This is a genomic window from Knoellia sinensis KCTC 19936 (assembly GCF_000768705.1).
GTDB lineage: Bacteria > Actinomycetota > Actinomycetes > Actinomycetales > Dermatophilaceae > Knoellia > Knoellia sinensis.
The window spans coordinates 52,981-76,202 of sequence record NZ_AVPJ01000017.1; the positions used below are offsets into that span (position 1 = coordinate 52,981).

20 protein-coding genes and 1 tRNA gene are annotated in these 23,222 nt (G+C 65.1%); 8 read left to right on the plus strand and 13 right to left on the minus strand.

Translation table 11 applies throughout. The annotated features are described in order from the left end of the window. Positions 1–6: 6 nt before the first annotated feature. From N802_RS16525 to N802_RS16540, 4 genes are all read right to left on the minus strand, one after another. Entirely contained in the window at positions 7–873 is an 867-nt protein-coding gene (locus N802_RS16525; RefSeq protein ID WP_156971475.1) for a DUF3152 domain-containing protein, read from the minus strand. Positions 874–954: 81 nt separating this feature from the next. Continuing rightward, positions 955–1,371: an arsenate reductase ArsC gene (locus tag N802_RS16530; RefSeq protein WP_035918401.1), complete on the minus strand. Its 417-nt coding sequence runs from the start codon at positions 1,369–1,371 to the stop codon at positions 955–957. Beyond that, positions 1,368–2,051 carry an aquaporin gene (locus N802_RS16535; protein ID WP_035918403.1) on the minus strand — a complete coding sequence of 228 codons (684 nt, stop codon included), beginning with the start codon at positions 2,049–2,051 and terminating at the stop codon, positions 1,368–1,370. The genes N802_RS16530 and N802_RS16535 overlap by 4 nt, the downstream gene beginning before the upstream one ends. Beyond that, positions 2,048–2,557, minus strand: a complete 510-nt coding sequence (locus N802_RS16540; RefSeq protein ID WP_035918406.1) for an ArsI/CadI family heavy metal resistance metalloenzyme — start codon at positions 2,555–2,557, stop codon at positions 2,048–2,050. The genes N802_RS16535 and N802_RS16540 overlap by 4 nt, the downstream gene beginning before the upstream one ends. 134 nt (positions 2,558–2,691) lie before the next feature. Here N802_RS16540 and N802_RS16545 point away from each other — a divergent pair, with 134 nt between their 5' ends. After that, on the plus strand, positions 2,692–3,045 hold the full coding sequence (locus N802_RS16545) for an ArsR/SmtB family transcription factor (RefSeq protein ID WP_035918408.1): 354 nt from the start codon (positions 2,692–2,694) through the stop codon (positions 3,043–3,045). A 92-nt stretch (positions 3,046–3,137) separates the two neighbouring features. Here N802_RS16545 and N802_RS16550 read toward each other — a convergent pair whose 3' ends face one another. Further along, entirely contained in the window at positions 3,138–3,632 is a 495-nt protein-coding gene (locus N802_RS16550) for an SRPBCC family protein (protein ID WP_035918411.1), read from the minus strand. 4 nt (positions 3,633–3,636) lie between these two features. Beyond that, entirely contained in the window at positions 3,637–4,014 is a 378-nt protein-coding gene (locus N802_RS16555; RefSeq protein ID WP_035918414.1) for an ArsR/SmtB family transcription factor, read from the minus strand. A 140-nt stretch (positions 4,015–4,154) separates the two neighbouring features. Here N802_RS16555 and N802_RS16560 point away from each other — a divergent pair, with 140 nt between their 5' ends. Genes N802_RS16560 through N802_RS16570 form a run of 3 tightly spaced genes read left to right on the plus strand, consistent with a single transcriptional unit; the run spans position 4,155 to position 6,859 of the window. Continuing rightward, positions 4,155–4,835: a uracil-DNA glycosylase gene (locus N802_RS16560; protein ID WP_035918416.1), complete on the plus strand. Its 681-nt coding sequence runs from the start codon at positions 4,155–4,157 to the stop codon at positions 4,833–4,835. Beyond that, a complete protein-coding gene (locus tag N802_RS16565) occupies positions 4,832–5,656 on the plus strand; it encodes an SGNH/GDSL hydrolase family protein (protein WP_035918417.1) in 825 nt (274 codons plus the stop codon). The genes N802_RS16560 and N802_RS16565 overlap by 4 nt, the downstream gene beginning before the upstream one ends. A gap of 42 nt (positions 5,657–5,698) precedes the next feature. Further along, positions 5,699–6,859 carry an acyl-CoA dehydrogenase family protein gene (locus N802_RS16570; RefSeq protein ID WP_035918418.1) on the plus strand — a complete coding sequence of 387 codons (1,161 nt, stop codon included), beginning with the start codon at positions 5,699–5,701 and terminating at the stop codon, positions 6,857–6,859. 175 nt (positions 6,860–7,034) lie between these two features. On the opposite strand, the gene N802_RS16575 is transcribed toward N802_RS16570, so the two are convergent. Next, positions 7,035–8,378 carry an MFS transporter gene (locus N802_RS16575; RefSeq protein WP_084072298.1) on the minus strand — a complete coding sequence of 448 codons (1,344 nt, stop codon included), beginning with the start codon at positions 8,376–8,378 and terminating at the stop codon, positions 7,035–7,037. Between the two features lie 145 nt (positions 8,379–8,523). Here N802_RS16575 and N802_RS16580 point away from each other — a divergent pair. Both N802_RS16580 and N802_RS16585 read left to right on the plus strand, forming a co-directional pair. Next, positions 8,524–8,596 (plus strand) — tRNA-Thr (locus N802_RS16580). 178 nt (positions 8,597–8,774) lie between these two features. Further along, positions 8,775–9,917, plus strand: a complete 1,143-nt coding sequence (locus tag N802_RS16585; protein WP_035918420.1) for a tyrosine-type recombinase/integrase — start codon at positions 8,775–8,777, stop codon at positions 9,915–9,917. Here N802_RS16585 and N802_RS16590 read toward each other — a convergent pair. The 6 genes from N802_RS16590 to N802_RS16615 all read right to left on the minus strand — a co-directional run bounded on the left by N802_RS16590 (position 9,914) and on the right by N802_RS16615 (position 19,950). Continuing rightward, positions 9,914–10,123: an excisionase family DNA-binding protein gene (locus N802_RS16590; RefSeq protein ID WP_035918422.1), complete on the minus strand. Its 210-nt coding sequence runs from the start codon at positions 10,121–10,123 to the stop codon at positions 9,914–9,916. The two genes, N802_RS16585 and N802_RS16590, sit on opposite strands and share 4 nt — an antisense overlap. A gap of 539 nt (positions 10,124–10,662) precedes the next feature. Continuing rightward, positions 10,663–13,743, minus strand: coding sequence for a type III restriction-modification system endonuclease (locus N802_RS16595; RefSeq protein ID WP_035918426.1), 3,081 nt, complete (start codon positions 13,741–13,743; stop codon positions 10,663–10,665). A gap of 4 nt (positions 13,744–13,747) precedes the next feature. Then, a complete protein-coding gene (locus N802_RS16600; RefSeq protein ID WP_052110079.1) occupies positions 13,748–15,685 on the minus strand; it encodes a site-specific DNA-methyltransferase in 1,938 nt (645 codons plus the stop codon). Positions 15,686–15,707: 22 nt separating this feature from the next. Next, on the minus strand, positions 15,708–16,409 hold the full coding sequence (locus tag N802_RS16605) for a DUF4391 domain-containing protein (protein ID WP_035918431.1): 702 nt from the start codon (positions 16,407–16,409) through the stop codon (positions 15,708–15,710). Continuing rightward, entirely contained in the window at positions 16,406–19,675 is a 3,270-nt protein-coding gene (locus N802_RS16610; RefSeq protein ID WP_035918433.1) for a helicase-related protein, read from the minus strand. Before N802_RS16610 ends, N802_RS16605 begins: the two co-directional genes overlap by 4 nt. After that, complete coding sequence (locus N802_RS16615) at positions 19,672–19,950, minus strand: helix-turn-helix domain-containing protein (protein ID WP_425402492.1); 279 nt, start codon at positions 19,948–19,950, stop codon at positions 19,672–19,674. Before N802_RS16615 ends, N802_RS16610 begins: the two co-directional genes overlap by 4 nt. Before the next feature lie 324 nt (positions 19,951–20,274). On the opposite strand from N802_RS16615, the gene N802_RS16620 reads away from it, so the two are divergent. Further along, entirely contained in the window at positions 20,275–22,596 is a 2,322-nt protein-coding gene (locus N802_RS16620; protein ID WP_035918436.1) for a HelD family protein, read from the plus strand. 114 nt (positions 22,597–22,710) lie between these two features. Beyond that, the coding region (locus N802_RS16625) for a hypothetical protein (RefSeq protein WP_035918438.1) at positions 22,711–23,222 on the plus strand (512 nt) is incomplete at its 3' end.

The following is a 23,222-nucleotide window of genomic DNA, read 5'->3' on the forward strand; positions in this document are numbered from 1 at the left end:
GTCCGGTCAGGAGGCCGCGGACGGGGTCTTGGGCCAGGCGTTGGGCCGGCAGCCCCCGAGACTGATCGACTGCTGCAGCATCACCGGCGCGGGCGCCCCGGCCTTGGGACAGCTGACGTGGCCGCGCCCGAGGAAGTGACCGACCTCGTGATTGACCATGTAGGCGCGGTAGTCGCCGAGATCGTCATAGGTCGGCGTCATGAGCAGCCACCGGTCCGAGTTCAGCACGATGTTGCGCTGGGCGGCGCAACTCCACTTGCCCCCGACCTTCAGTGGCGCGCACATCCTGTTGGTCGTCGGTGGCGATGCGACGTGGACGACGAAGTCGGCCTTGGCCGGGTCGGCCACCGCAGCGAAGCTCGCGCCCTTGTGTCCGGTCCATCCCCGTGGGTCGTTGAGGATGGCGTGGACCTGCTGTGCGACGTCGTCGGGATCGGCCTTGACGCCGCCCTCGACCTTCACGACGAATTCGTGCACGGTGGCGGTCTTGGAGCCCGCTGGCTTGGCCCACGTCGACGTCGTGAACTTCCCCGAGCCCACGAGCCCGGATCGGAGGATGCCGGTCGACGTCGTCGATTTCACCGATGGCGAGGTTGTGGGTCTCGGCGTGGCCGACGGGGGTGGTGAGGGCTTCGCGGCCGGGCTTGTCGGAGTGGTCGGCGAGGGCGTGGCATTGCTCGCCGTGCTTGACGCCAAGGGCGCCGGGGGCTTCGTCACGGGTCGGGCATCGCTCACCACCGCCCGGATCGTGAGGGCGATGAGCAGCACCGCGAGCACGACGAGGATGAGGACGACACGGCGTCCACGCACGGTGAGCACCATCGGCGGCTCGCCGCGCGAGTCCGGCCTCCTTGCCGTGTGCGCACGTGTCACACGGTCATCACACCAGCGTCCGTGGCTGGAGCCGGGGATCCTCGCTCCCCTCGGTGGGTCGCGGACTCCGTCGGGTCTGCGTCAGCGCGAGACGGTCTCGATGCCGAGGCTGTCGAGGAGTTCGACCACCCGGCCCCGGATCTCGTCGCGGATCGGGCGCACCGACTCGACGCCCTTGCCGGCCGGGTCCTCCAGCACCCAGTCCTCGTAGCGCTTCCCGGGGAAGATCGGGCACGCGTCTCCACAGCCCATCGTGATGACGACGTCGGACGCCTGCACGGCCTCGGTCGTGAGCACCTTGGGTGAGGCCGCAGTGATGTCGATGCCCTCCTCCGACATCGCCTCGACGGCAGCCGGGTTCACCAGGTCGGCGGGCGCACTCCCGGCCGAGCGGACCTCGACCTGACCGCCACCCAGGGCTTCGAGGTAGCCGGCGGCCATCTGCGAGCGCCCCGCGTTGTGGACGCAGACGAAGAGGACGGAGGGCCGGGCGCTCATGACTGTTCCTTCGGTTCGAGGCGGGGTTCGAGAACAAACAAATGTATGCCGGCCAGCCCGAATCCGACGCCCGTCACCTGGGCGGCGAGGAAGGGCAGGACGTGGGCGGGCGTGATGCCGGCAAAGGTGTCACTGAACATCCTCGCGATGGTGACGGCCGGGTTGGCGAAGGACGTCGACGAGGTGAACCAGTAGGCCGCGAGAATCCAGGCCGCGACGAGCCACGGGGCACGATCACCCCGGCCCCCGCGACTCACATGGCCGACGACGAGGACGAGCCCGGCCGTGGCAACGATCTCCCCAACCCATTGCCCCACACCGGTTCTCGGCTTGTCGGAGAAGTGCAGCGGGGCGAGTTCATACATGAGGTTCGCGAGCGCGACGCCGAGCACTCCCCCGGCAACCTGTGCCACGGCATACCCGGGGAAATGGGACCACGGGAGGTCGCGACGAACCGCCTGGGCGAGCGAGACGGCAGGGTTGAAGTGCGCCCCACTCACCGGCGCGATGACGGCGATGAGGACCGCGAGGGCTGCGACGGTGGCGACGGCGTTGGCGAGCAACTGGAGGCCGACGTCATGGGTGAGCCGCTCCGCCATGATGCCGGAGCCGACGATAGCCGCGAGGAGCCCCGCGGTGCCGACGGCTTCGGCGGCGAGCGCCCGAGGGAGTGGGGTCACGCGCAGCAACCCGATGCGCAGCAGGCGTCCTCGGCGGTTGCGCTGGCCTTCTCGCCGGAGATGTCAAGGACCTCGAGGCTGGCCGTGGCGGGGCGGGCGTCGGCGGGATTCTCGTCCTTGACGGTGTAGACCTCCCACGGTGCGCCGGCCGGGTCGTGGACCCAGACCTTGTCCTGCAAGGCGTAGCAGCAGGTGGTGTCGTTCTCGTCGAAGGCGGCGAGCCCGGCAGCGGCGAAGCGGTCGCGGGCAGCGGCGACACCCTCGACGGACGAGACCTCGACGCCGAGGTGGTTGAGGGCGCCTGCTGCCCCGGCCCCCGGGGTGTCCTCGGACGTCTCGATGAGGACGAGCTTGAGGGGAGGCTCCGCGACGGCGAAGTTGGCGTAGCCGGGGCGACGCTTGGCGGGCTCGACCCCGAACATGGCGCTGTAGAAGGCGATCGACGCCTCGAGGTCGGTGACGTTGAGCGCCAGCTGGACCCGCGAGGCCGTGGCTGCGGTGGTCATGGTGCAAGCCTTCCCGTAGATTGATGCGCATCGATGTTGGTCGATGGGTGAAGTGAACTCCATATATCGATGAACGTCAATATCTAGGAGGGCATGATGGAACGCGGCACCTCCAGCCGATCGAGAGGGACGAGATGACGACCGTGAAGTCTGCCCCCACGATGCTCGCGACGATCGCGGAGCCGTGCTGCGGCATCACCACGCCGGGGGGCCTGACGCGTGAACAGGCCGAGACCAGCGCCGTCCTGCTCAAGGCGGTCGCCGACCCGGTGCGCCTGCGCCTGCTCAGCATCATTCGTGACAGTGAGGGCGGCGAGGCCTGCGTCTGCGATCTCACACCTGCGGTCGGCCTGGCGCAGCCGACGGTGAGCCACCACCTCAAGGTGCTCGCCGAGGCCGGGCTCATCGAACGGGAGAAGCGGGGCACGTGGGCGTGGTATCGCCTGGTGCCGGGTCGGCTCGACGACGTCCGAGCCATCTTCGGCTGAAGCCCCCCTCTGCACTTATTGCCCGATTGGGACATGACCCGTCGGCCGAAGGCATCCGTGGCCATGTCCCATTCGGGCAATAAGTGGCAGGTTCAGGCGGCGTCTGCGACGAGGGCTTCGTCGAGCTGGCCGACAGCTTGGCGCAGCCCCTCCTCCATCCCCATGCCGATGACCTTCTCCAAGTCCTCGGCAGAGCCGTAGACGGTCGTCGCCGAGACCCTGGTCCCGCCATCGCGCTCGACGAACTCGACCACGGTCTCACCCACAGGCATCCCCTCGGACGGGTTCCCCTCGGCGTCGGCGAACCCGTCCGTGTATTCGAGGCGACTCGTCGGTTCGACCGTGGCGATGTCCCAGAAGCCGCCGAACTTCTCACCCTCGGGTGAGGTCATGTAGTAGTTGACGCGGCCACCGGGCCGGAGATCGTGGGACGTGACGGTGAGCGGGTATCCGGGCGGGCCGAACCAGCGCTCGAGCTGGCGCGGGTCGGTCCAGAAGTCCCAGATCCGCGCGACGGGCGCCGGGAAGTCGCACGTGACGACGATCGAGCGCTCGTTGCTGTTGGTCGTGATGTCCGTGACTGGCATGGTCCTACTCCTTCTCTGTGGTGGGTCCTGCAACGTCCGGAGCCGTGGCCGACTCGACCAGAAGGTCATCGAGGCGACCGATGCGGCCACGCCATACGGCTTCGAGTTCGCTGAGCATCGGGGCGACCGACCGGAGGGCCTCCACCTCGCCAGTCGCGAGTGACTCACGGCCGCTGCGGCGCTTGCTGACCAGACCAGCCCGCTCGAGCACCGCGACGTGCTTCTGCACGGCCGCGAAGCTCATGTCGTAGTTGCGAGCGAGCGCGGAGACCGAGTGTTCGCCCGCCAGCACCCGGCGCAGGATGTCGCGTCGCGTGCTGTCGGCAAGGGCGTGGAAGAAGGCGTCTGCCCGCTTCTCGTCCTCGTCACTCGCCCTGGCCATGCCTCCTAACCTACAACCAAATGGTTGTAGGTTGTCAACCCCTGCCCTGCTTCCCCGCGACCTACCGGGCCGTCAGGGTCGCGATCACAGCACTTACGGCCCGGTAGGGCGGGGTGCAGGCCCGGGGATAGGTTTACGGTGTGACCCCGCCGCGGCCGCTCGTCGAGATCGTCCATCCGTCGTGGGCGCAGGCTCTGGCGCCGGTGGAGCCCACGCTCACGGAACTTGGCGAGTTCCTCCGCGCGGAGCTCGCCTCCGGTCGCGGCTACCTTCCCGACGGATCCCACATCCTCCGGGCGTTCGAGCAGCCCCTCGACGACGTCCGCGTCCTCATCGTGGGTCAGGACCCCTACCCGACGCCGGGCCACGCGATCGGACTGAGCTTCGCCGTCGCCCCGGACGTCCGCCCCATCCCCCGCAGCCTCGTCAACATCTACACCGAACTCCAGTCCGACCTCGGAGTCCAAGCGCCCACCAGCGGCGACCTCACCCCGTGGGCTGAGCGTGGCGTCCTCCTCCTCAACCGGGTCCTCACGGTTCGCCCGGGCACGCCCGCGAGCCACCGCGGCAAGGGCTGGGAACAGGTCACCGATTGCGCCATCGACGCCCTCGTCGCCCGCGGGGGCCCTCTCGTCGCGATCCTGTGGGGCAGGGACGCTCGCGCCCTGCGAAGCCGTCTGGACGGCATACCGTGTGTGGAAAGCCCACATCCCTCGCCACTGTCGGCGCGGTCCGGCTTCTTCGGGTCGCGACCGTTCAGCCAAGCAAACTCCCTCCTCGATCAGCAGGGAGCCCAACCCCTCGACTGGAGACTCCCGTGACCCCCGGCCCACAGACCGAAGCACGCGTCTGGTGCAGTTTCGTCGCCATCGGAGATTCGTTCACCGAGGGCATGTCGGACCCCGACCCCGAGACCGACGACGCCTTCATCGGCTGGGCCGACCGTCTGGCGGAGTCACTGAGCGAGCTCGCCGAACTCGAGCACCTGCCCTTCCAGTACGCCAACCTCGCGGTCCGCGGACGCCTTCTCGACGACGTCGTCGGAACGCAGCTCGATCAGGCCCTCGCGATGTCCCCCGACCTCGTCTCCATGGTCGGCGGCGGGAACGACCTGCTGCGTCCGGGCGTCGACACCAACGCCCTCATGAACACCCTCGAAGAGGCCGTGATCCGGTTGCGGCAGAGTGGTGCTGACGTCCTCCTCGCGACACCCGCCGACCCGCAGGACGCCGGCCTCCTCAAACCCCTCCGCGGTCGGCACGCGGTCCACACGGCAAACATCTTCACCATCGCGCAGCGCCACGGCTGCTACGTCCTCAACCTCTGGGGCATGCCCGCGCTGCGCGACATGCGGCTCTGGGCCGACGACCGGATCCACCTCACGACCGAGGGCCACCGCCGCGTGTCCCTGGCCGCCCTCACCTCGCTCGGCCACGCGACGGACGAGGACGACTGGCGCACACCCCTGCCGCCCGGCGATGCCACGACCCGCGCGCAGGAGTTGCGGGCCCACGCAGTGTGGGCCCGCACGCACCTCGCGCCGTGGGTGCAACGCCGCATGAAGGGTCAGTCCAGCGGTGACCACCTCGACCCGAAGCGCCCTGAGCTCTCGCCGATGCGCCCGTTCGTCGACGGTCCCTGAGGCCTGTCACGAGCGGCTGTGGCGGGCGTTACAGTCGCCGGTATGCCGGTCACTCGCCTCATGCCCTCCTCCGAGGGTGACGATCTCATCGCCCTCACCCGCGAGATCTGCGCCAAGGAGCTGCGCCCGCGGGTCGACGACGCCGAGCGCGCCGCTGCTGAAGGCGAGTCCTTCCCGACCGAGGTGTTCCGGACCTTGGGTCAGGCTGGGCTCCTCTCCCTCCCGCACCCCGAGGAGCACGGCGGTGGTGGCCAGCCCTACGAGGTCTATCTCCAGGTCGTCGAGGAGATCGCGTCGGCGTGGATGAGTGTCGCGGTGGGGGTGTCGGTGCACTCGCTCACGGCCTATCCCGTGACGGCGTTCGGGACGCCGGAGCAGCAGGCGGCCCTCCTGCCGGGGATGCTGTCCGGCGACACCCTCGGGGCCTACGCCCTGTCCGAGCCCCTGGCCGGTTCTGACGTCGGCTCGATGACAACGCGAGCGACGCGCGAAGGTGACGGGACGGCATACGCGATCAAGGGCCGCAAGGCCTGGATCAGCCACGCCGGGCATGCCGACTACTACACGACCTTCGCCCGCACCTCCGACGACGGCGGACGCGGGATCTCGTGCTTCATCGTGCCCGCTGGTTCGGACGCCATGACGTTCGGGACACCGGAGAAGAAGATGGGTCTGCACTGCGACACGGTGCGCGAGGTGATCTTCGAGGGCGTCCCCGTCGACGAGGCGAACCGCATCGGCGACGAGGGTCAGGGCATGGCGATCGCACTCTCCGCGCTCGACGCCGGACGGCTCGGGATCGCTGCTGGCGCGACGGGACTCGCACAGTCGGCGCTCGACGTGGCTGCGGCCTATGCCCAGGAGCGAGAGCAGTTCGGGCGGGCGATCGCGTCGAACCAGGGACTGGCCTTCCTCATCGCGGACATGGAAGCCGCCGTCTCGGGTGCGCGCGCTGCCTATCTGTATGCCGCGCGCCTCAAGGACGCAGGCCGTCCCTTCTCCAAGGAGGCGGCGGTGGCCAAGCTGCTCGCCACCGACGCGGCGATGAAGGTGACGACGGACGCCGTGCAGGTGCTCGGCGGCGCGGGCTACACCCAGGACTTCCCGGTGGAGCGGATGTTCCGCGAGGCCAAGGTGACCCAGATCTTCGAGGGGACCAACCAGATCCAGCGCCTCGTCATCAGCCGTCACGTCCTGCGCTGACCGGGCTCTGCGGCGCTGGTGGGGCCAGACGCGCAACTGAGTGCGCCCTTGGCCCCAGCTGAGCCCGGGAACGTCAGACCGGGCCGTCTCATACACGGCCCGGTCACCTCTTTATAGGTGGGCAACCGGACCCAGCCGGTGACCGACACGCGTCCCCCGGGCAAACGGCGATGGATCAGTCGGGGTCGCGCGAGATGCCGGGCAGCAAGGTGTCACCGGCGCGCAGTGCGTCGAGGGCGCCAGGGTGCTCGCCCACGAACTCCAGCCCCTTGTGCCGGTAGCGCCAGATCTGGAAGGCGCCGACACCCCACAGCAGGAACTGCACCGACATCGCGACCTTGAAGTCCGTGAGCGTGTAGGTCTCCGGCCCCGCCGGCGCCCGCTGGTCGAGGATGATGCCGATCGCGGCCATGGTCACGAGCGATGCGAAGAACCCGCCGATGTTGATGACGCCGGTGGCGCGCCCCAGCCGGTCGGAGGGGTGGAAGCTACGGGCGAGGTCGAAGCCGACCATGGACCCGGGGCCGCCGCACCCCGTCACGCACACGAGAAGTACGAGCAGGGGCATCGGCGCCGGCCCGGGCCAGAGCAGCACGACCGCCCAGGTGCTCGCGATCACCGTGACGATGACGAGCACGATCTGCGACCGGCGGTAGGGCAACCGGCCGGTGAGGTGCCCGATGATCGGCCCGGCGAACATCGAGGCCACCGTGAGCGTGATGAGCAGCGAGCCGGCCGCCGTCGGGCTGAGCCCCTGACCGGACACGAGGAACGGGTAGCCCCACAGCATCGTGAAGACCGTTGCGCCGAACTGCCCCGTGAAGTGGATCCACATGCCGAGGCGTGTCCCCGGGTTGCCCCACACCTCCCCCAGCGTGCGGGCCAGCGCGCGCACCTTGATCTTCTCGACGGCCATGCCGGTGTAGGGCGAGTCCTTGACGAAGAGGAAGAGGGCAATCGACAGCAGCGCCCCCACTGCGGCCGGGATGCCGAAGGCCCTCTCCCAGCCATAGTTGCTCAGAGCGGCGGCAAGCGGTGTGGCCGCAGCGACCGCGCCGAGCTGCCCGACCATCCCGCTGAGCTGGGTGATCACCGGTGCTTGCTTGACCCGGAACCACAACGCGACCAGACGCAGCATCGACGTGAAGATCATGGCGTCGCCGATTCCGAGGAGGACGCGCGCCGCAAGACCCACCCCGTACGTCCCCGCGAACGCGAACCACAACTGGCCGGCGGAGATCAGGGCCAGCCCGATGAGGAGCAGGCGACGCGACCCGAAGCGGTCCAGGAGGACACCCACGGGAATCTGCATGCCGGCATACACGACGAGCTGGAGGACCGTGAACGTCGCGAGTTGCGACGCGGTGATCTGGAACCGTTCTGCCGCAACGATTCCAGCGACACCGAGCGACGTGCGGTGGAAGACCGCGACCGTGTAGACGGCGAGGGCGACCAGCCAGATGACCCACGCGCGCCGCCGACCGATGTCGTGGATCTGCCGCTGGAGAGGTCGCGTCACCGCTCAATGCTATTGACGATTCCCGTATGCCGTCCGCGCCGCTCCGTGCCCAGCCACCTGGCTCCGTGTGGTCGGGAATGGGACTCGAGCCGAGTGGCAGGTAAAGTTCGGGGCGCCGTCGGGGGCGTACTGCTCGCCGACGCGTGCTGGCGTGGCGCAATTGGTAGCGCACCTGTCTTGTAAACAGGTGGTTGAGAGTTCGAGTCTCTTCGCCAGCTCTGTGCTTGAGGGGCCCGATAGTGCCCCTGACCTGCGGTCTTGTCACCATGAGTGACGAGGCGAAGCGCGGACACGAGTGGACATCTGAGGGCACGATTTCACTCTGGGATCGCACAGGGATCGCACAAAACGAGCACCTGGCCCAGTGCTTGGTAGGCGTATCAGTCGGGGACCGACATGGTGGGTAAGGCCAACCACAGAGGGTTCGGCTATCTGCGCCGGATGTCATCGAAGAGATGGCAGGCGAGCTACCAGGGCCCAGATCTCGGTCGACACAAGGCTCCGCACACGTTCGTCAGCAAGGGCGACGCCGAGGCGTGGCTGGCCGCTGAACGCGCGCTCATCTCCTCGGGTCAATGGTCGCCTCCTGCGCTGCGACGCTCCGACGACCCTGACTCGGTGACATTCGAGGTCTACGCCCGCACGTGGCTGCGGGACAGGCGGCTCAAGCCGCGGACGCGTGAGGGCTACGAGCACCTGCTGCAGCGTTACCTCCTGGACGACTTCGGCTCGCTGGCGCTCACGAAGATCACTCCTGCGACGGTGCGCGCTTGGTGGGGGCAGTTGGACGAGGCCACACCCACGGTCAACGCGCGCGCCTACTCCCTGCTCAAGGCGATCATGAATACCGCGGTTGCCGACGAGGAGATCGTGGCCAACCCGTGCCGAATCAGGTCGGCGACCTCGGTTCCGCGGGCCCGCGAGATCCGCCCTGCGTCCATCGACGAGCTCTCGGTGATCGTGGCGAACCTGCCGGAGAACCGGCGTGCCATTGCGTTGCTCTGCTCGTGGTGCGCGATGCGGATTGGCGAGGTGCTGGAGCTCCGTCGCAAGGACGTCGATCTCGCGAAAAAGGTTGTGCGCGTGGAGCGCTCAGTGGCGTGGGTCGCCGGCAAACCCATCGTCGGGTCTCCCAAGTCGGCGGCGGGGCGTCGGGTTGTGTCGATCCCGCCGCACGTTGTCCCGGCACTGAAGGAGCATCTGGACCGGTTCGTGTCGCGAGGTCAGGAGTCGCTGCTGTTTCCCGCCATGGACGGGACGAGCCATCTGCAGCCAACCGTCTTCCACGACGCCTTCAGCAAGGCCCGCGCCGTCGCCGGACGGGAGGACCTCAGGGTTCACGACCTACGGCACACGGGCGCGACACTGGCCGCGATGACCGGCGCGACGTTGGCTGAATTGCAGCAGAGGCTTGGCCACTCATCCGTGGGTGCGGCTCTGCGCTACCAGCACGCGGCGGCAGGCCGGGACGCCGCCATCGCCGAGGCCCTGAGCCGGATGGTCGAGCCACCGGAACCCCGTGGTGCCGTTGACGACTAGCGGCCACCGCGTGCGGTGGACACCGGCGCCAGCAGTGCGTCGACTTCTTCGACGTCGAGACGCAGGAGGCGCGGACCCGTCCGGTATGCCTCCAGCCGACCGGCCGCAATCCACCGCCGCAGCGTCCGGGTGTCAACGGCCAACCGATCGGCTGCAGACTGCAGAGTCTCATAGCGCCGACGGCGGGGAGCAACGTTGTGCCTCATCCTGAACCTCCATGTCACTTCCAACACGAGGGCCCGGGGGCGCTTTCCACCGCCCGCCCGCATGGGCCCACGTCAGGCCGGCTGAAGTCGAAAGATCGACGGCACGACCCCGTCCTTGGCCACCACCCCACCCGCAGAACAGACGCCCTCTGACGTGCGGCTTTGTCATTGCCGGGTGCGCTGGCGGACAAGGCACCGTGGGAGACCGCGATCGACCCCGACTCGTCTTGAGATGTTGCGCGAGGTGGTGCACGAAATCTCGATGCCAAGAGATCTGCCGGCTGTCCGGTGGAACCGGTTCATTACGAGGGACTTGAGGGGGCGCTTGCAAGCGGGCTGGGCGCTCTCCCCCCGCACGAACCGGACGATCTGACCGCCTCCGCGCCGGCCAGATCGAGCGGTCGTGTGCAAAAAATGTGCAACAACGGCGCGACAGCCCTGCTCCGCGAGCAGTGAGGCACACTGGGCTGAGCGGCGGAAGGCGCCTCCGTGTGCTTCGAAGTTCTATCGCACCCACCCGAGCCACCCCGGCACTTGCCTCAGCTCACCACCAGTTCCATCAGTTTTGAGTAGCTGTCCGCGATGTCGTATCTCACCTGACCTTCGAACTTGGTGTTGACCTCGGCGAAGAACTTGCGTGCGCACTCGATCTTCGCGTCCTCGACACCCTTCAACTGGAGCGTCGACAGAGACCCCTTCGTTTCAGCGACGAAGTACACGTGCTTGACGGAGCCTTCGGTGAACGCGATCGCCCAGTCGGGGTTGTAGTCGCCGACGGGCGTCGGGATGAAGAACCCGCGAGGCAGCTTGGCGTAGACGGCAACTTCCTTGCTCGTGTCCAACTCGGTCACGAACTCCCGCTCGATCTTCGAATCCGTGACCACGTAGTCGTAGACGTGCTTCTTAAGCTTCCCTCCCACCTTCGTGAAGTCCTGGGCGCTCTGGTTCTCGGTGAAGATCGCCGCGTCGAACCGGTCCTCGAGCGCGTCGTAGGCCAAGTGCTCGACGATGACCGTGGCCTTCTGCTCGTTGATCAGACGTGCCGCCTCAGTGATGAACTGTTCCGGATTGAGCCGGAACTTGGCGAACGTGTTGGGGTTGATGCGCCCAAGGATCGCCGCCGCCGTCCGCCGGGTGAGCTGGGTCTTCTCGGTGATCTCGCCGAGAAGGTCGTACTTCACCTGCGATCCAGCCGACACCGGCTCCGTGTGGGTGCTCGTTGTAGAAACGTCGAAGCCCGCACCCGTCGCGAGGTCGTCGGCATCCAGCGACTCACGCTGCTTGCCGGCTTGGATGACATACTGCGTTGCCGCGACGTTGAGGTGCGTGTCGAGTGCGGCAACGCACTTGCCGATGAGCTCGGCCGAGTCGAACTCCACCTGGTAGACGGCCTTGTAATTAATCCGACCCCAGAGCTCCTGGAACTCCTTCTTTCGGAAGTTCTCCTCGTTGAGCGGGATCTTCTTGGGCTTGCGTCCATCGATGGGCTTCGGCAGCTCCAAGTACAGCGAGTCGACCAGTGTCCACATCATGTCGATGACCGGCTTCAACAGATCTGATGTTGGTTCAGCGAGTGTCCCGGCCGCCTTGGACTCGACGTATTCCGACGAGATCGTGTCGTCGTCGTTGATGTAGTCGTTCTTGACCAGGTACCTGAAGAGGGCCTGGGCGAGGGCTTCCTCCACGACCGACTCGCCGTCCTCGGTCTGGTACGTCTTCCCGAGGAAGAACTTGACGCTGGCCTTTCGCGGCCGCGCGGCCAAGGACGCTGCGATCTCCTTCTGGAGGCCAGCCACGAAGTCGGTGTACGACTCGTCTGTCACCACGGTCAGTTCGTTGATGTCGTGCACCGTGACCGGGTTGTCCATCCGCTCACCGTGTTGGTCGACAGCCAGCCGAAGTCCGCGACCAATCTCCTGACGCCTGGAGATTGTGTTGTCGCTCTTCTTCAGCATGCCCATGACAAAGACGTTGGGGTTATCCCAGCCTTCGCGGAGTGCTGAGTGGGAGAACAGGAAGCGCACCGGCTCGGCGAACGAGAGCAGTCGCTCCTTGTGCTTGAGGATCAGGTCGTATGCCGCGACGTCCTTGGACTGGCCCTTCTCGTCGCCTGTCTTGTGCGTGTCGCCGTCGACGAGCCTTTTGGTCTTTTTGTCGATCGAGAAGTAGCCCTGGTGCACGTCCCGGGCCTGATCGCGCCGGAGGTATTGCTGGTATGCCGCGGTCGCTCCGTCAAGTTCAAGTTCGCCGAGCGCCTCTTCGACGAGGGCGGCGTACTCATCTTCGAACAGTCGGGCGTAGTCGCCGAGGGTGTCCTCGCGCTCGTAGTCGCGGTATTTGGCGACCTCGTCAATGAAGAACAGCGAGAGGACCTTGATGCCCCGGCTGAAGAGCTCCCGCTCCTTGTCAATGTGCGCCCGAATGACCTCACGGATCTGGATACGCCGCTTGGTCTCCTCTGTGACGTCGCGGTCTGCGAGCTGTCCAGCGACAACCACGTCGCCATTGCTCAACGTGATGGTGTCTTCGATCGCGCTGACATCGGTGACGACGAGGTCCTTGTACGCCTCGATGCCGTTGGCGAGATCATACAGTCGGGTCCCCTTGGTGACGCGCTTGAGCTGCCGCTTGATCGGGCCGCCCTTGGTCTGGACTTCGAGCTCCACCCGGGCAGTTGGCAGTTGTCCCTTCTTGACTTCGATTGCATCGAGGTACAGGTAAGCCGTTGAACCCGCTAGGCCCTTGACGGTGATGCCACGGACGGCGATCTTCTTCACGAGCTTCTGGTTGTACGCGTCGAGCGCGTCGAGCCGGTGCACCTTGGTGTGCTCGACCTTGTGGGTGGCCGAGTAGCGCAGCACCATCAGCGCGTTGAAGCGCGACAGCGCTTCCAGCGACTTAGGGGCACCGATCTTCTGGGGCTCGTCGATAATGACAATCGGCCGGTTGGCGCCTATCACGTCGATCGGCCTGCGCGACTGGAAGTCATCGAGGACGTCGTAGATGCGCCGGTTGTCCTTGCCTGTCGCGTTGAAGGCCTGGATGTTGATGATCATGACCTGCACGCCCGCGTCAGAGCTGAACCGCTCGATCTCGTGCAACTGCGACGAGTTGTAGATGAACGACCGGGGCTTCGTCCCATAGGTCTGTTGGAAGTGCTCGGCGGTGACGTCGAACGACTTCTTGACGCCTTCACGGATCGCCACCGACGGCACGACGATGATGAACTTCGACCACCCGTAACGCTTGTTCAACTTCATGATCGTCTTGATGTAGACGTAGGTCTTTCCGGTACCGGTCTCCATCTCGATGTCGAGGTTCGGCGCGCCTGGCGCCGCCTTGCTGTCGACGATCTTCGCGGCCAGCGGCAGGTTTCGGGACTTCTGTACCTGGTGCAGGTTAGCGAGCAGCTGCGTTGCAGAGAGCTCGATTTCCGCGTTGCGCAGACCGGAATCCGGCATCGTGCTGGTCTCGAACAAGGCCGGCACCGTGCTCGGCATCACCGTGCCGGGGTCGATCCGATAGGAGACGCCCGTACGACGAGGCTGCCCGGCAAACACGTCGACGACCGAGTCGACGGCGTCGGTCTGGTACTGCTGGATCTTGAACTGGAGCTTCATCAGGTCAGATGGCCTTGACGTCGGTCGCCGGCGAAAGCTCCTTGAAGGTCTGCTCCGCGTTGATTCGCGCATCGTCAGATGCGAACCCCGAGTCGCGGAACACAGCTCGCAACGGCTCCTGCTTCGCAAGAGCGCGGACGAGCTCCGGGGTTACGTCGTCGAAGCACGCGACGAGGGCGCCGTCGTCAACCACGAAAACTTCCCTACCCTCCACCTGCTCAACGGCGATTGGAACGGATACTTCGAGTCCCCAGGCGATGAGCACCTGGAAGAGCAGATCTTCCCCAGTACGCCCAGGCTTCACGCTGTCCTCGAGTCCAGCCAGTTCGTCTTGGCCTGTTTCGTCAGGTGTGCGTAACACGTCGGTCAAATTCGTTGAGTCCGTGCGAAGGAATCGGAAGCCTAGATCGAGCTCGGCGGCCGTCAATCCCGCCCGCTCGGCCACCTGTTCTGACGATCGGACCAACCGTTCTCGGCAAAGTTCAGAGATCGTCGTGTATCCGGCTCCGATGGCTTCGCTCTTCTTGTCGATTTCCTCTGGAAGTTGCACGCAGATGAAGGACCGGCGACCACCGTCGGCCGCGTTTTGTTGCATTACCGCGTGACCGGTGGTTCCTGATCCTGCAAAGAAGTCAAGGACAAGCGCGTCAGGGTCTGCAATCCATGCGAGCAGACGGCGCACGAGCTCAGGTGGCTTTGAGTAGTCGAAGAATTTGCCCATTCCAAGTTCGTTAAGCGCCTTCGCGCCTTGATCGTTCGTTACGCCGTCGAGGAAGTCGCGCGGTCGCTTCCCGTCGGCGAGGCGATCGTCGAGGTAATACTTGGTGTAAACGTTCCATTTGGATTGGTTGCCCGCCTCGTCTTGTAGCGGGCTGGTCGCCGTTTCCTTGAAGACCAGTAGCTCCTTTTTCTGCAGGTATGAGTCGAAACTCCACCGCCAGACTTTGTCCTCTCGTGATGTCGGCGAGAGATTCGCAGCGTCTTCGATGATCTCTGGCCGGTGGGGGCCAGGTGGCAGCGCGAATGAGCCATCCGGGCACTCGATCCAGTAGCGCTGATTCGAACAACCGCGAAGCGGGTCAAGACTCGCCTGGTACAGCCCAACCGTCGCGAATGCTCCGCGCTCGTCGGTCGCTGAAAACTTCCTCCGGTACGCCTCATCGACCTCGTCCATCAGTGGTCCGACAGCGTCCGCGTTCCGGGCAACCGTCACCAGATAGTCCTTCGAAGGAGCGAAGTGTGTCCCCTTATTGGAGGTCTTCTTCGTCACCCGTGCGACACTCGCAAGGTAGTTGCTCGCCCCGAAGATCTCCTTGCAAATTTCCACGGCTCCGGCGTGCTCGCCATCATCGATGGAGAGCACCAGCACCCCATCTTCAGAGAGCAAATTCCGCGCCAGTTTGATGCGCGGGTAGAGCATGCTGAGCCAGTCAGAATGGAAGCGCCCGTTCGTTTCTGGGTTAGCAACGAGACGTGACCCTGACCGGTCATTCTGGCCCGATCCGACGAGGAACTCGGCACGCGATCGCGCGAAGTCGTCGTCGTAGATCAGGTCACTTCCGGTGTTGTACGGAGGGTCAATGTAGATCAACTTGACCTTGCCCAGATACGACTCCTGAAGCAGCTTGAGCGCGTCGAGATTGTCGCCCTCGATAAGGAGGTTCCTCGTTGCATCGAAATCAATGGACTCGCCACGAACCGGCCGGAGTGTCTTGGCGATGGGAGTGTTGGCGGCGATCGCTGCGGCTCGCTTTCCGGGCCAGTCCAGCCGGTACCGCTCCCGGGGACCCTCCACGACATGATCGGACAACTCCTGGCGGAGAACGTCGAAGTCGATTGCCTTCACGGGGATGCCGTCGGCGTTGACTGACTCGGTGATGACGCACGGGAACAGCTCGGCGATCTTGGCGACGTTGCTCACGGTCAGGTCGGGTGACGTCATTCGAAGTTTCTCCACGTGATCCTCAGTTCGTTTTGCCCGCGGCAGGGTTTTCGGTTGGGTTGGCGAGCTTGGCAAGGTCAGCTTGCTTCGCCTTCAACGTCCGGCGCAGCTCGACCTTCCGGTTGAGCTGCGGTTCGTTGCGAAGCTTCCCCTCCAGGGCGGCGACCTCTCGTTCGAGTGCGCGAACGGCCGTGAGTCTGCCAACGACGTCCGACACTTTCTCGCCAGGACGAGAGGCGACTGGAGTAAGCGGCTGCAGCAGGGCCGTGTACAAGCTCAGCAGATCGACCGACGTCGGAACCGCGCCTCGCTCGCTCGAGGCGGGAAGCCACGGGGTGCTGAAGTACGGGCCGATCTTCGGAGCACCTGTCCCGAGTTGCTTGTGGGCCGCCACCATGCGGATTGCGTCGGCGCCGCCGTCCCGTCGACTGATCTCGAAGATGATCGGCGTCCGGACAGCTTTGTCGATCGCGGCGAGCACCCCCTCGGACACGTCATCTGCGTTGGATTCGATTTCGAAGACTTGAATCTCTGGCACCTCGGCGCTGCCCGGGAGGTTGATCGTGGACTCGGCCAGCTTGTAGGCCCACGTGATCCTGCGAACGTCCGAGACGAACTTGTCCTTGACGCTTGCGGCAAGGGTCGCGTGTTCGTAGATCTTCGTCTTCGGCACCGCGCGTCCGAACTTGGCCGCTGGCGACCAGCGGTAGAGGAAAGCGGTCATGCAGAACCCTCCCCCGACTCCACAACCGCGATGAAGGCGAGGAGTTCGAAGTCGTCCAAGCCGCCGATCGTCTGTGTGAGCGCGGTCGTGGCTCCGTCGGTGAACAGGCTGTCGAGGTCCTGTTCGTCGGTGACATCGATCATCGAGCGGATGGCAACTGTCAGGAGCTCGGAGTACTTGCCCATCTCCGCGCCCTCGCTGGTGGCGGCGTTGAAGACGCGGGTCACCGCAGCGACCGGCTCGTCGTATGGCCGGCATCCTGCGCGGATCAGATCGAGCAGGCTCTTCACTTCGGTGTGGTCTGCAAGCACACGTCCGTCATCGGCGAGGTAGACGAGGTAGTGCGGGTGCAGCCTGTTGCCCCCGTTGATCTTCTCGTCTGCTCCGACGTTCCGGAGAGCGAAGATGGCGCCGGGGTGGAGTCCCTTTGCCGGGTCCGCGGGAACAACCGCGTGAAGCCCCTTGGGCAGTGCGTCGAGTTCGCCGTGCTCCTTGATGTAGCCGAGCAGATCCATGCGGAAATCGTTGAGGCCGAGGTCCGTAATCGACACCCCGGACCGGACGTCCTCGAGCTCGATGACCTCGTCCTGAAGCTTCCGCAGCTGCTCCTTGCGGTAGGCCGCGTCTGCGCTCGCGGGATCGAGGATGTTGTCGTCACCGACCGCGGCCAGGTCGGCGATGACCATGCGGTTCTCGACGCGCTCCTTGAGGTTGATGTATTCGTCGAGTGAGATGTCCGGCCAGAAGTTGACGAGTTGGATCTGGGCGTTGGTCGAGCCGATGCGGTCGACGCGGCCGAAGCGCTGGATGATGCGGACCGGGTTCCAGTGGATGTCGTAGTTGACGAGGTAGTCGCAGTCCTGCAGGTTCTGGCCCTCGCTGATGACGTCGGTGCCGATCAGGACGTCGAGTTCGCCGGTCGCCTTGGGCATCGTGAGGTGGCGCTGCTTCGACCGCGGCGAGAACAGAGTCAGTACCTGCTGGAAGTCGTGTCCCGTGCCGAGCGTGGTTTTGGCTGCATGCGCGCCGCCGGTGATGATCGCGCTCTCCAAGCCGGCGTTGCTGAAGGCCGACGCAAGTTGCTTGTAGAGGTACTCGGCGGTGTCGGCGAATGCGGAGAAGATCAGAACCTTGCGGTTGCCCGCGTTGATTGGGTCTGCCGCCTTGTCCGTGACAAGGCGCTTCAGCCGCTGAAGCTTGGCGTCGTGGTCAGGACTGACCTTCTGCATCTCTTCGAGCAGCTCGCGCAGGGTCTCGCGGTCGTTCCAGAGGTCTCGTTGCCAAGACTCGATGTCGATGTCTTCGAGGTCGATCTTGATCTTCTCGCCGAATGTGAGGGCCTCGACGTTCGCGTCGTCTTCATCATCGACATCAAGGTCGAAGTTCTGGAAGTCGACCGTGAGTTCGTTGACCGCGCCTGCGTGCGACTCGAGACGACCGAGCGTGTGGTCGACGCCTGCTTCGATCTTGGCCAAGGTGAGTCGGAAAGCTTCAACAGAACTCTCCAAACGCTTGAGCAGGTTGACCGTCATGAGCTTCTTGAGGCCCTGCTCTCGGCCACGTTGCCCCAAGTTGGAGCGGGCGGTCCCGCCCTTGACGTCGTACAGGTCCTCGTACTTGCTCAACCGGCTGGGGAACACGTACGCGAGCGGCGTGTAGACGGCGAGGGTGAGCGCCTGGATCTGCTCGAAGATCTCGTTGAACGTCGCGATGCCTGGCAGATCCGTGAGCGGTTCGCGGATCGATACGGGTGGCAAGCGGTCAGGGAATGCACCGATCTCACTGGTGTCGTAGAAAGCTTGGATGTGCTTGCGGGAACGGGCGATTGTTACCGAGTCGAGCAGTTCGAAGAAGTCGAAGTCGAGCATCTTGAGGATCTGATCGGTGGTTCGGGCCTCGGGCGGGAGCTTCGACCAGTCGTTGAAGACGCGTTGCGCGCCGCTGAAGACCTTCTCGATGGTGGTCGAGAGACTGAGGTGCTGGGCGAGGTTCTCTGACTCACCTTCGTAGGCGAGCTGGAGCTGGTTCTTCAGGTCGTTGAAGCGGTTGTTGACCGGCGTAGCCGACAGCATGAGCACCTTGGTCTTCACGCCCTCGCGGATGACCCGCCGCATGAGGCGCTGGTACCGCGACTCCTTCTCCTCGGCGTAGTCCGCGTTGCGGAAGTTGTGGGACTCGTCGATGACAACGAGGTCGTAGTTGCCCCAGTTGATGCGATCGAGCCTGAGCCCAAGTGACTCCCCTCGCGTTCGCGAGAGATCGGTGTGAGCGAGCACGTCGTAGTTGAATCGGTCGCTCGCGAAGATGTTGGTGGTGAGGTTGGCGTTGTAATTGGTCCAGTTCTCGGAGAGCTTCTTCGGGGCGAGCACGAGGACGGACTTGTTGCGCAGCTCGTAGTATTTGATGACGGCGAGCGCAGTGAAGGTCTTACCGAGACCGACACTGTCGGCGAGGATGCAGCCGTTGTAGGTCTCGAGCTTGTTGATGATGCCCGTGGCCGCGTCGCGCTGGAAGTTGTAGAGGCTCTTCCAGACCAGCGTGTCCTGATAGCCGGTGCGGTCGTTCGGGAGAACGTCCTCGTTGATGTCCTCGAGGAACTCAGCGAACAGGTTGTAGAGGATCAGGAAGTAGATCCGCGCCGGCGAGTTTTCGGCGTACACGTTGGCGATGTGTTCGTGCACGGCATCAGTGACGTCGTCCAGTTGCGCGGGGTTGTTCCAGATTTGGTCGAACAAGGCGATGTATTGCGCCGTCATGGGCGTGTCGTCGATGCGATGCACCATGTTGGACACGGCATTGCCGCGTTCGTACCCGAGGTCTGCGGTGGTGAAGCCCTGGAGCGGCATGTAAGCCGCCTTGTCGGCGACCACGGCGAACTGCTGCATCGGCTTACCAGTCGAGTTCGACCGGAACGTCACCTTTCGGCGAACCCACTCAGCACACTCGCGCGCGATGGCGCGCTGGGTGAGCTTGTTGCGCAGGCGGATCTCGAACTCGGAGCCGGCCAGGCTGGACTCACCGCGGCCGGCACTGGGGATGAAGAACTCCCTGCGCTCCTTGCGGAGCTTGTCGGTGACCTTGGTCGTCACGAAAGCCGGTGAGGTGAAGATGAACTCCAACTCGCTGACCTGGTCCAGCTCCTTGCGGAGGGCTTCGAACGCGAAGATCGAGAACGCCGACGCTGCGATCCGGACCTTGGAGCCCGGCGTGATCTCACGCTTGAAGTCGTCGCCGAGCAGCTCACTGACGTTGTCGATGATCCTCATCGGCCGGCCCCATCGTCGGGGGTGTCAGCGGCCCCCTCGCCGCGCACCCACGCGTCGACCTCAGTGATCTTGAACTTCCAGAGCCGCCCAACGCGATGGGCGGGCATTGCTTTGTTGGCGATCCAGCCGTAGATGCTGTCCTTGGTCACGCCAAGATGCTCAGCGATCACATCGGCAGACACCCATGGCTCGGTCACAACCAGCAGGCTAGCCCGATGCCGCCCGATCTTTACCGGTTTCGCCGGATCAGACGGGTCCTTGACAACCTGCTCCATCGCGGGCTCGCCGCCTGCAGGCCCGCCCCGCATCGGCCAGCAGCTTGAACGCGCCCCAAGCGTGCACCGGCGACAACGGCGCCCAGTCCCCCACCAGCAGCACCTTCGCCCCCGCCGACGAAGCCGCGCCCGCTTCCGCCTCCACTCGCGTGTGGGACGCGAGGGGTGCGCGCGAGCCAGCTGGACGGCGTACTCCTCGACTGGTCAACCACTATGCGTGGACACGTCGGGCAGACACGGCAAATGTCGAAAAGGGGCGCCCTTGTCGGCGCCCGCGGCTAACGTGCCACACGTTGCCGATCTGGAAGGACCACTGGGGAAAGAATGCCGACCAAAGAAGAGGTGCTGCAGCAGGAGCAGGCGCATTTTGACAGCGCGTGGCTGGCCAGGGAGGGAACCCGTTCCACGCTTGCCGACGCCGGGTCGGCCGCGGGCGGACCGAGGACGGTTGTGGCCGCGGTCAGGAAGGCGGCCGATGGTCGGCTCCAGGAGTTGGGCGGCAGCGACGACGCTGTGGCGTTCGGTCGCGTTGATATCGGTGACGACGTCCTGTATGTGGGTAATCACGTCATCTCGAACGACGACTTCGACACGCTCGTGGTCAGCTGGCGGGCACCCGCCGCTCGTCCGTATTACGAGGCCACGTTCGAAGATCCGTTGGGCGTCAGCCTTCGGCGCTCGTTCAAGTGCGAACGGAACACCATCCAGGACTTCGACGACGTCGTGTTCCAAGACTTGGCCCGCAGAGTGGCTGAGCTCGGCGCCTCGGCTGAAGAGATGTGGGGGATCAATGACGCGCTCCTGAGCGACCTCGAGGCGGGCCGCACCGGTGAAATGCGCGACATCGTCGAGACGATTCATCAGGCGCAGTACAAGTTGATCCGATCCGACATGCAGCAGTTGCTGGTCATCCAAGGCGGCCCCGGCACTGGCAAGACGGCGGTCGCCCTGCATCGCGTCTCATGGCTGCTGTTCAACCACGCTCCCGACCTTCTGCCAGAGGACGTCCTGGTTGTGGGGCCTAGTGACACGTTCACCCGATACATCCGCAGCGTCCTTCCGGGACTGGGCGACGACAACGTCGTCTACCGCGACCTCAAGGCGCTCGGCCCGCAGAAGTCGACTGGCCGCAACGAGGGCACCTCGATCAGACGACTCAAGGGTGAGCTGCGGATGGCACAGCTCCTGCGAACCGCGCTCTGGCAGCGCGTCCGCTTCCCCGAGCGGACGGAAATGCTCACGGTCGGCAGCGGATTCGGTGCGGAGGGCTTCTCGCGCGAGGAGATTGAGGCCGAGCTCCCCAACCACATCGGCAAGGGCACCTATACCAACGGACGCGCTTCCTTCCGCGCCTTCCTGCAGCGGGAGGTCGAAGCACGCAACCCCCGTGGCCCGGGCGCAGCGGCTGCTGCGCTCGAAGCTGCCGTCGAGCGCGTCTGGCCGTCTCTGAGTGCTGTCGCGTTCCTACGTGATCTCTTTGGTTCGCGCGACCGCCTGCTCGCCGCCGCAGGTGACGGTTTCAGTGGCACTGAGATCGGCCGGCTGTTTCGGCAGGCCTCGGACAAGGTCTCCGATGAGCGGTGGTCGGATGTGGACGTCGCGCTCCTGGACGAGGCCGAGGAACTGCTCAACGGACGCCCGTCGGTTCGATACCGGCACATCGTGGTGGACGAGGCGCAGGACCTGTCGCCCATGCAGTTGCGGTCGATCGCACGTCGGTCCGAATCTGGCTCGATGACGATCGTGGGAGACCTCGCCCAGTCGACCGGGCCATGGGCGAGGGAGTCATGGGACGACCTCACCGCGGCTCTATCCACCGATCTTCCGGTGACGGTGCAACCGCTTGAGTTGGGCTATCGCGTCCCCCGTCAGGTCTTTGAGTTCGCGGCGCAATTGCTTCCCTACATCGCGCCCGGGCTCAAGCCGCCCACCGTTGTGCGTGAGGGCCCCGCCGACCCGGAGCTGATCGAGGTCGGAGAATTCGACGACTTCGACATCTCCGCGAGGGCGCTCGCCGCGGCGCGCGCCCACGCCGGGAGCGGTCGGTTCGTCGGCCTCATCTGCCCGGATCGCCATCGCCGACGCCTTGAGGACGAGCTCAAAGCACACGATGTGAAATGGGCCAACGTGGGTTCTGGGGACCTGGACAGTTCCATCAACCTCGCCCGCCCATCCGAGTCGAAGGGCTTGGAGTTCGATGCTGTTGTGGTTGTGGACCCGGAGGCAATCGTTGACGAGTCTGAATGGGGCCTCCGCCACCTGTACGTGGCGCTGACGCGGACGACGAAGTACCTCACGGTTCTGCACTCCGGCACGCCTCTGCCCCTGCCTACGGAGCACGTGTCGGACGCACTGATCGAGCTGGCGGAGGTGCGTGGCCTGGAGCAGACGGCCCTGTTCGACGCGCCAATTCAGCCAACCCACGCAGCTGAGCGCACCGCGGAAGGGGTTGCTTCAGGAAGCGTCGGTACGGTCGCGCGGCACGCCGCGCCAGCTGACTCCACATCAACGGGCAGCCTGAACGTCGTGATTGCCACGGGTGCTGCACGAGCACTCGCTGCCGACCTCAGGCAGGCGGTGGCGCCGCACCTTTGGGAGGCCGTGATTGCTGAGTTGAGGCAGGAGTTGGGTCTCGACGACAGCTGATGCGTTGTCGTCCTGACGGTTCAAGGCCCGCCCACGCACAACCATGCGTCGCGCGCACGAGCGCGCCCGAACTGTCATGAGCCACCAACCAGAACGAAATCGGAGGTCTCGCACGTGACCATCAAGGCGGTGCACATCCCGTACGGCACCTCCCCGATATCGGAGGTGCAGGTCAACGAACGGAACGCGACCAGCTACTACCCATATGTCAACAGTGGGCCCGTCGAGGGAGGCCGTCTGACGATAGGCGGCGTCGACGTTGTCTGTTACGTCAACTCCCACTACCCACAGTGGGGCGAGGAACGGCTCAACCCTCGCGCTTCGCAACTCTTCGATCTCGCTGGCGTGGGCATGACCGGAGGCGCGATCCTGGGCGATGCCTTGCTAGTCCTTGCCGGCGACGACTATGACATGTCTACGCCATCCGACTTCATCACCCATATCGTGAACTCAGGCGCGACGAAGTTCTCGACGCGTCCTCGCGCGCGACAAGGCCCGCCCAGCGAACGCCGCAAGGACTACCTCGCCGAGTACCTCAAGACGCAGACAGCCACGGTTCTCGCGGAGTGGGACGCTGGTGCGGCGGACCCAGAGCAGTATGAGTCCCGTGGAGTGGTGGGCTTTGA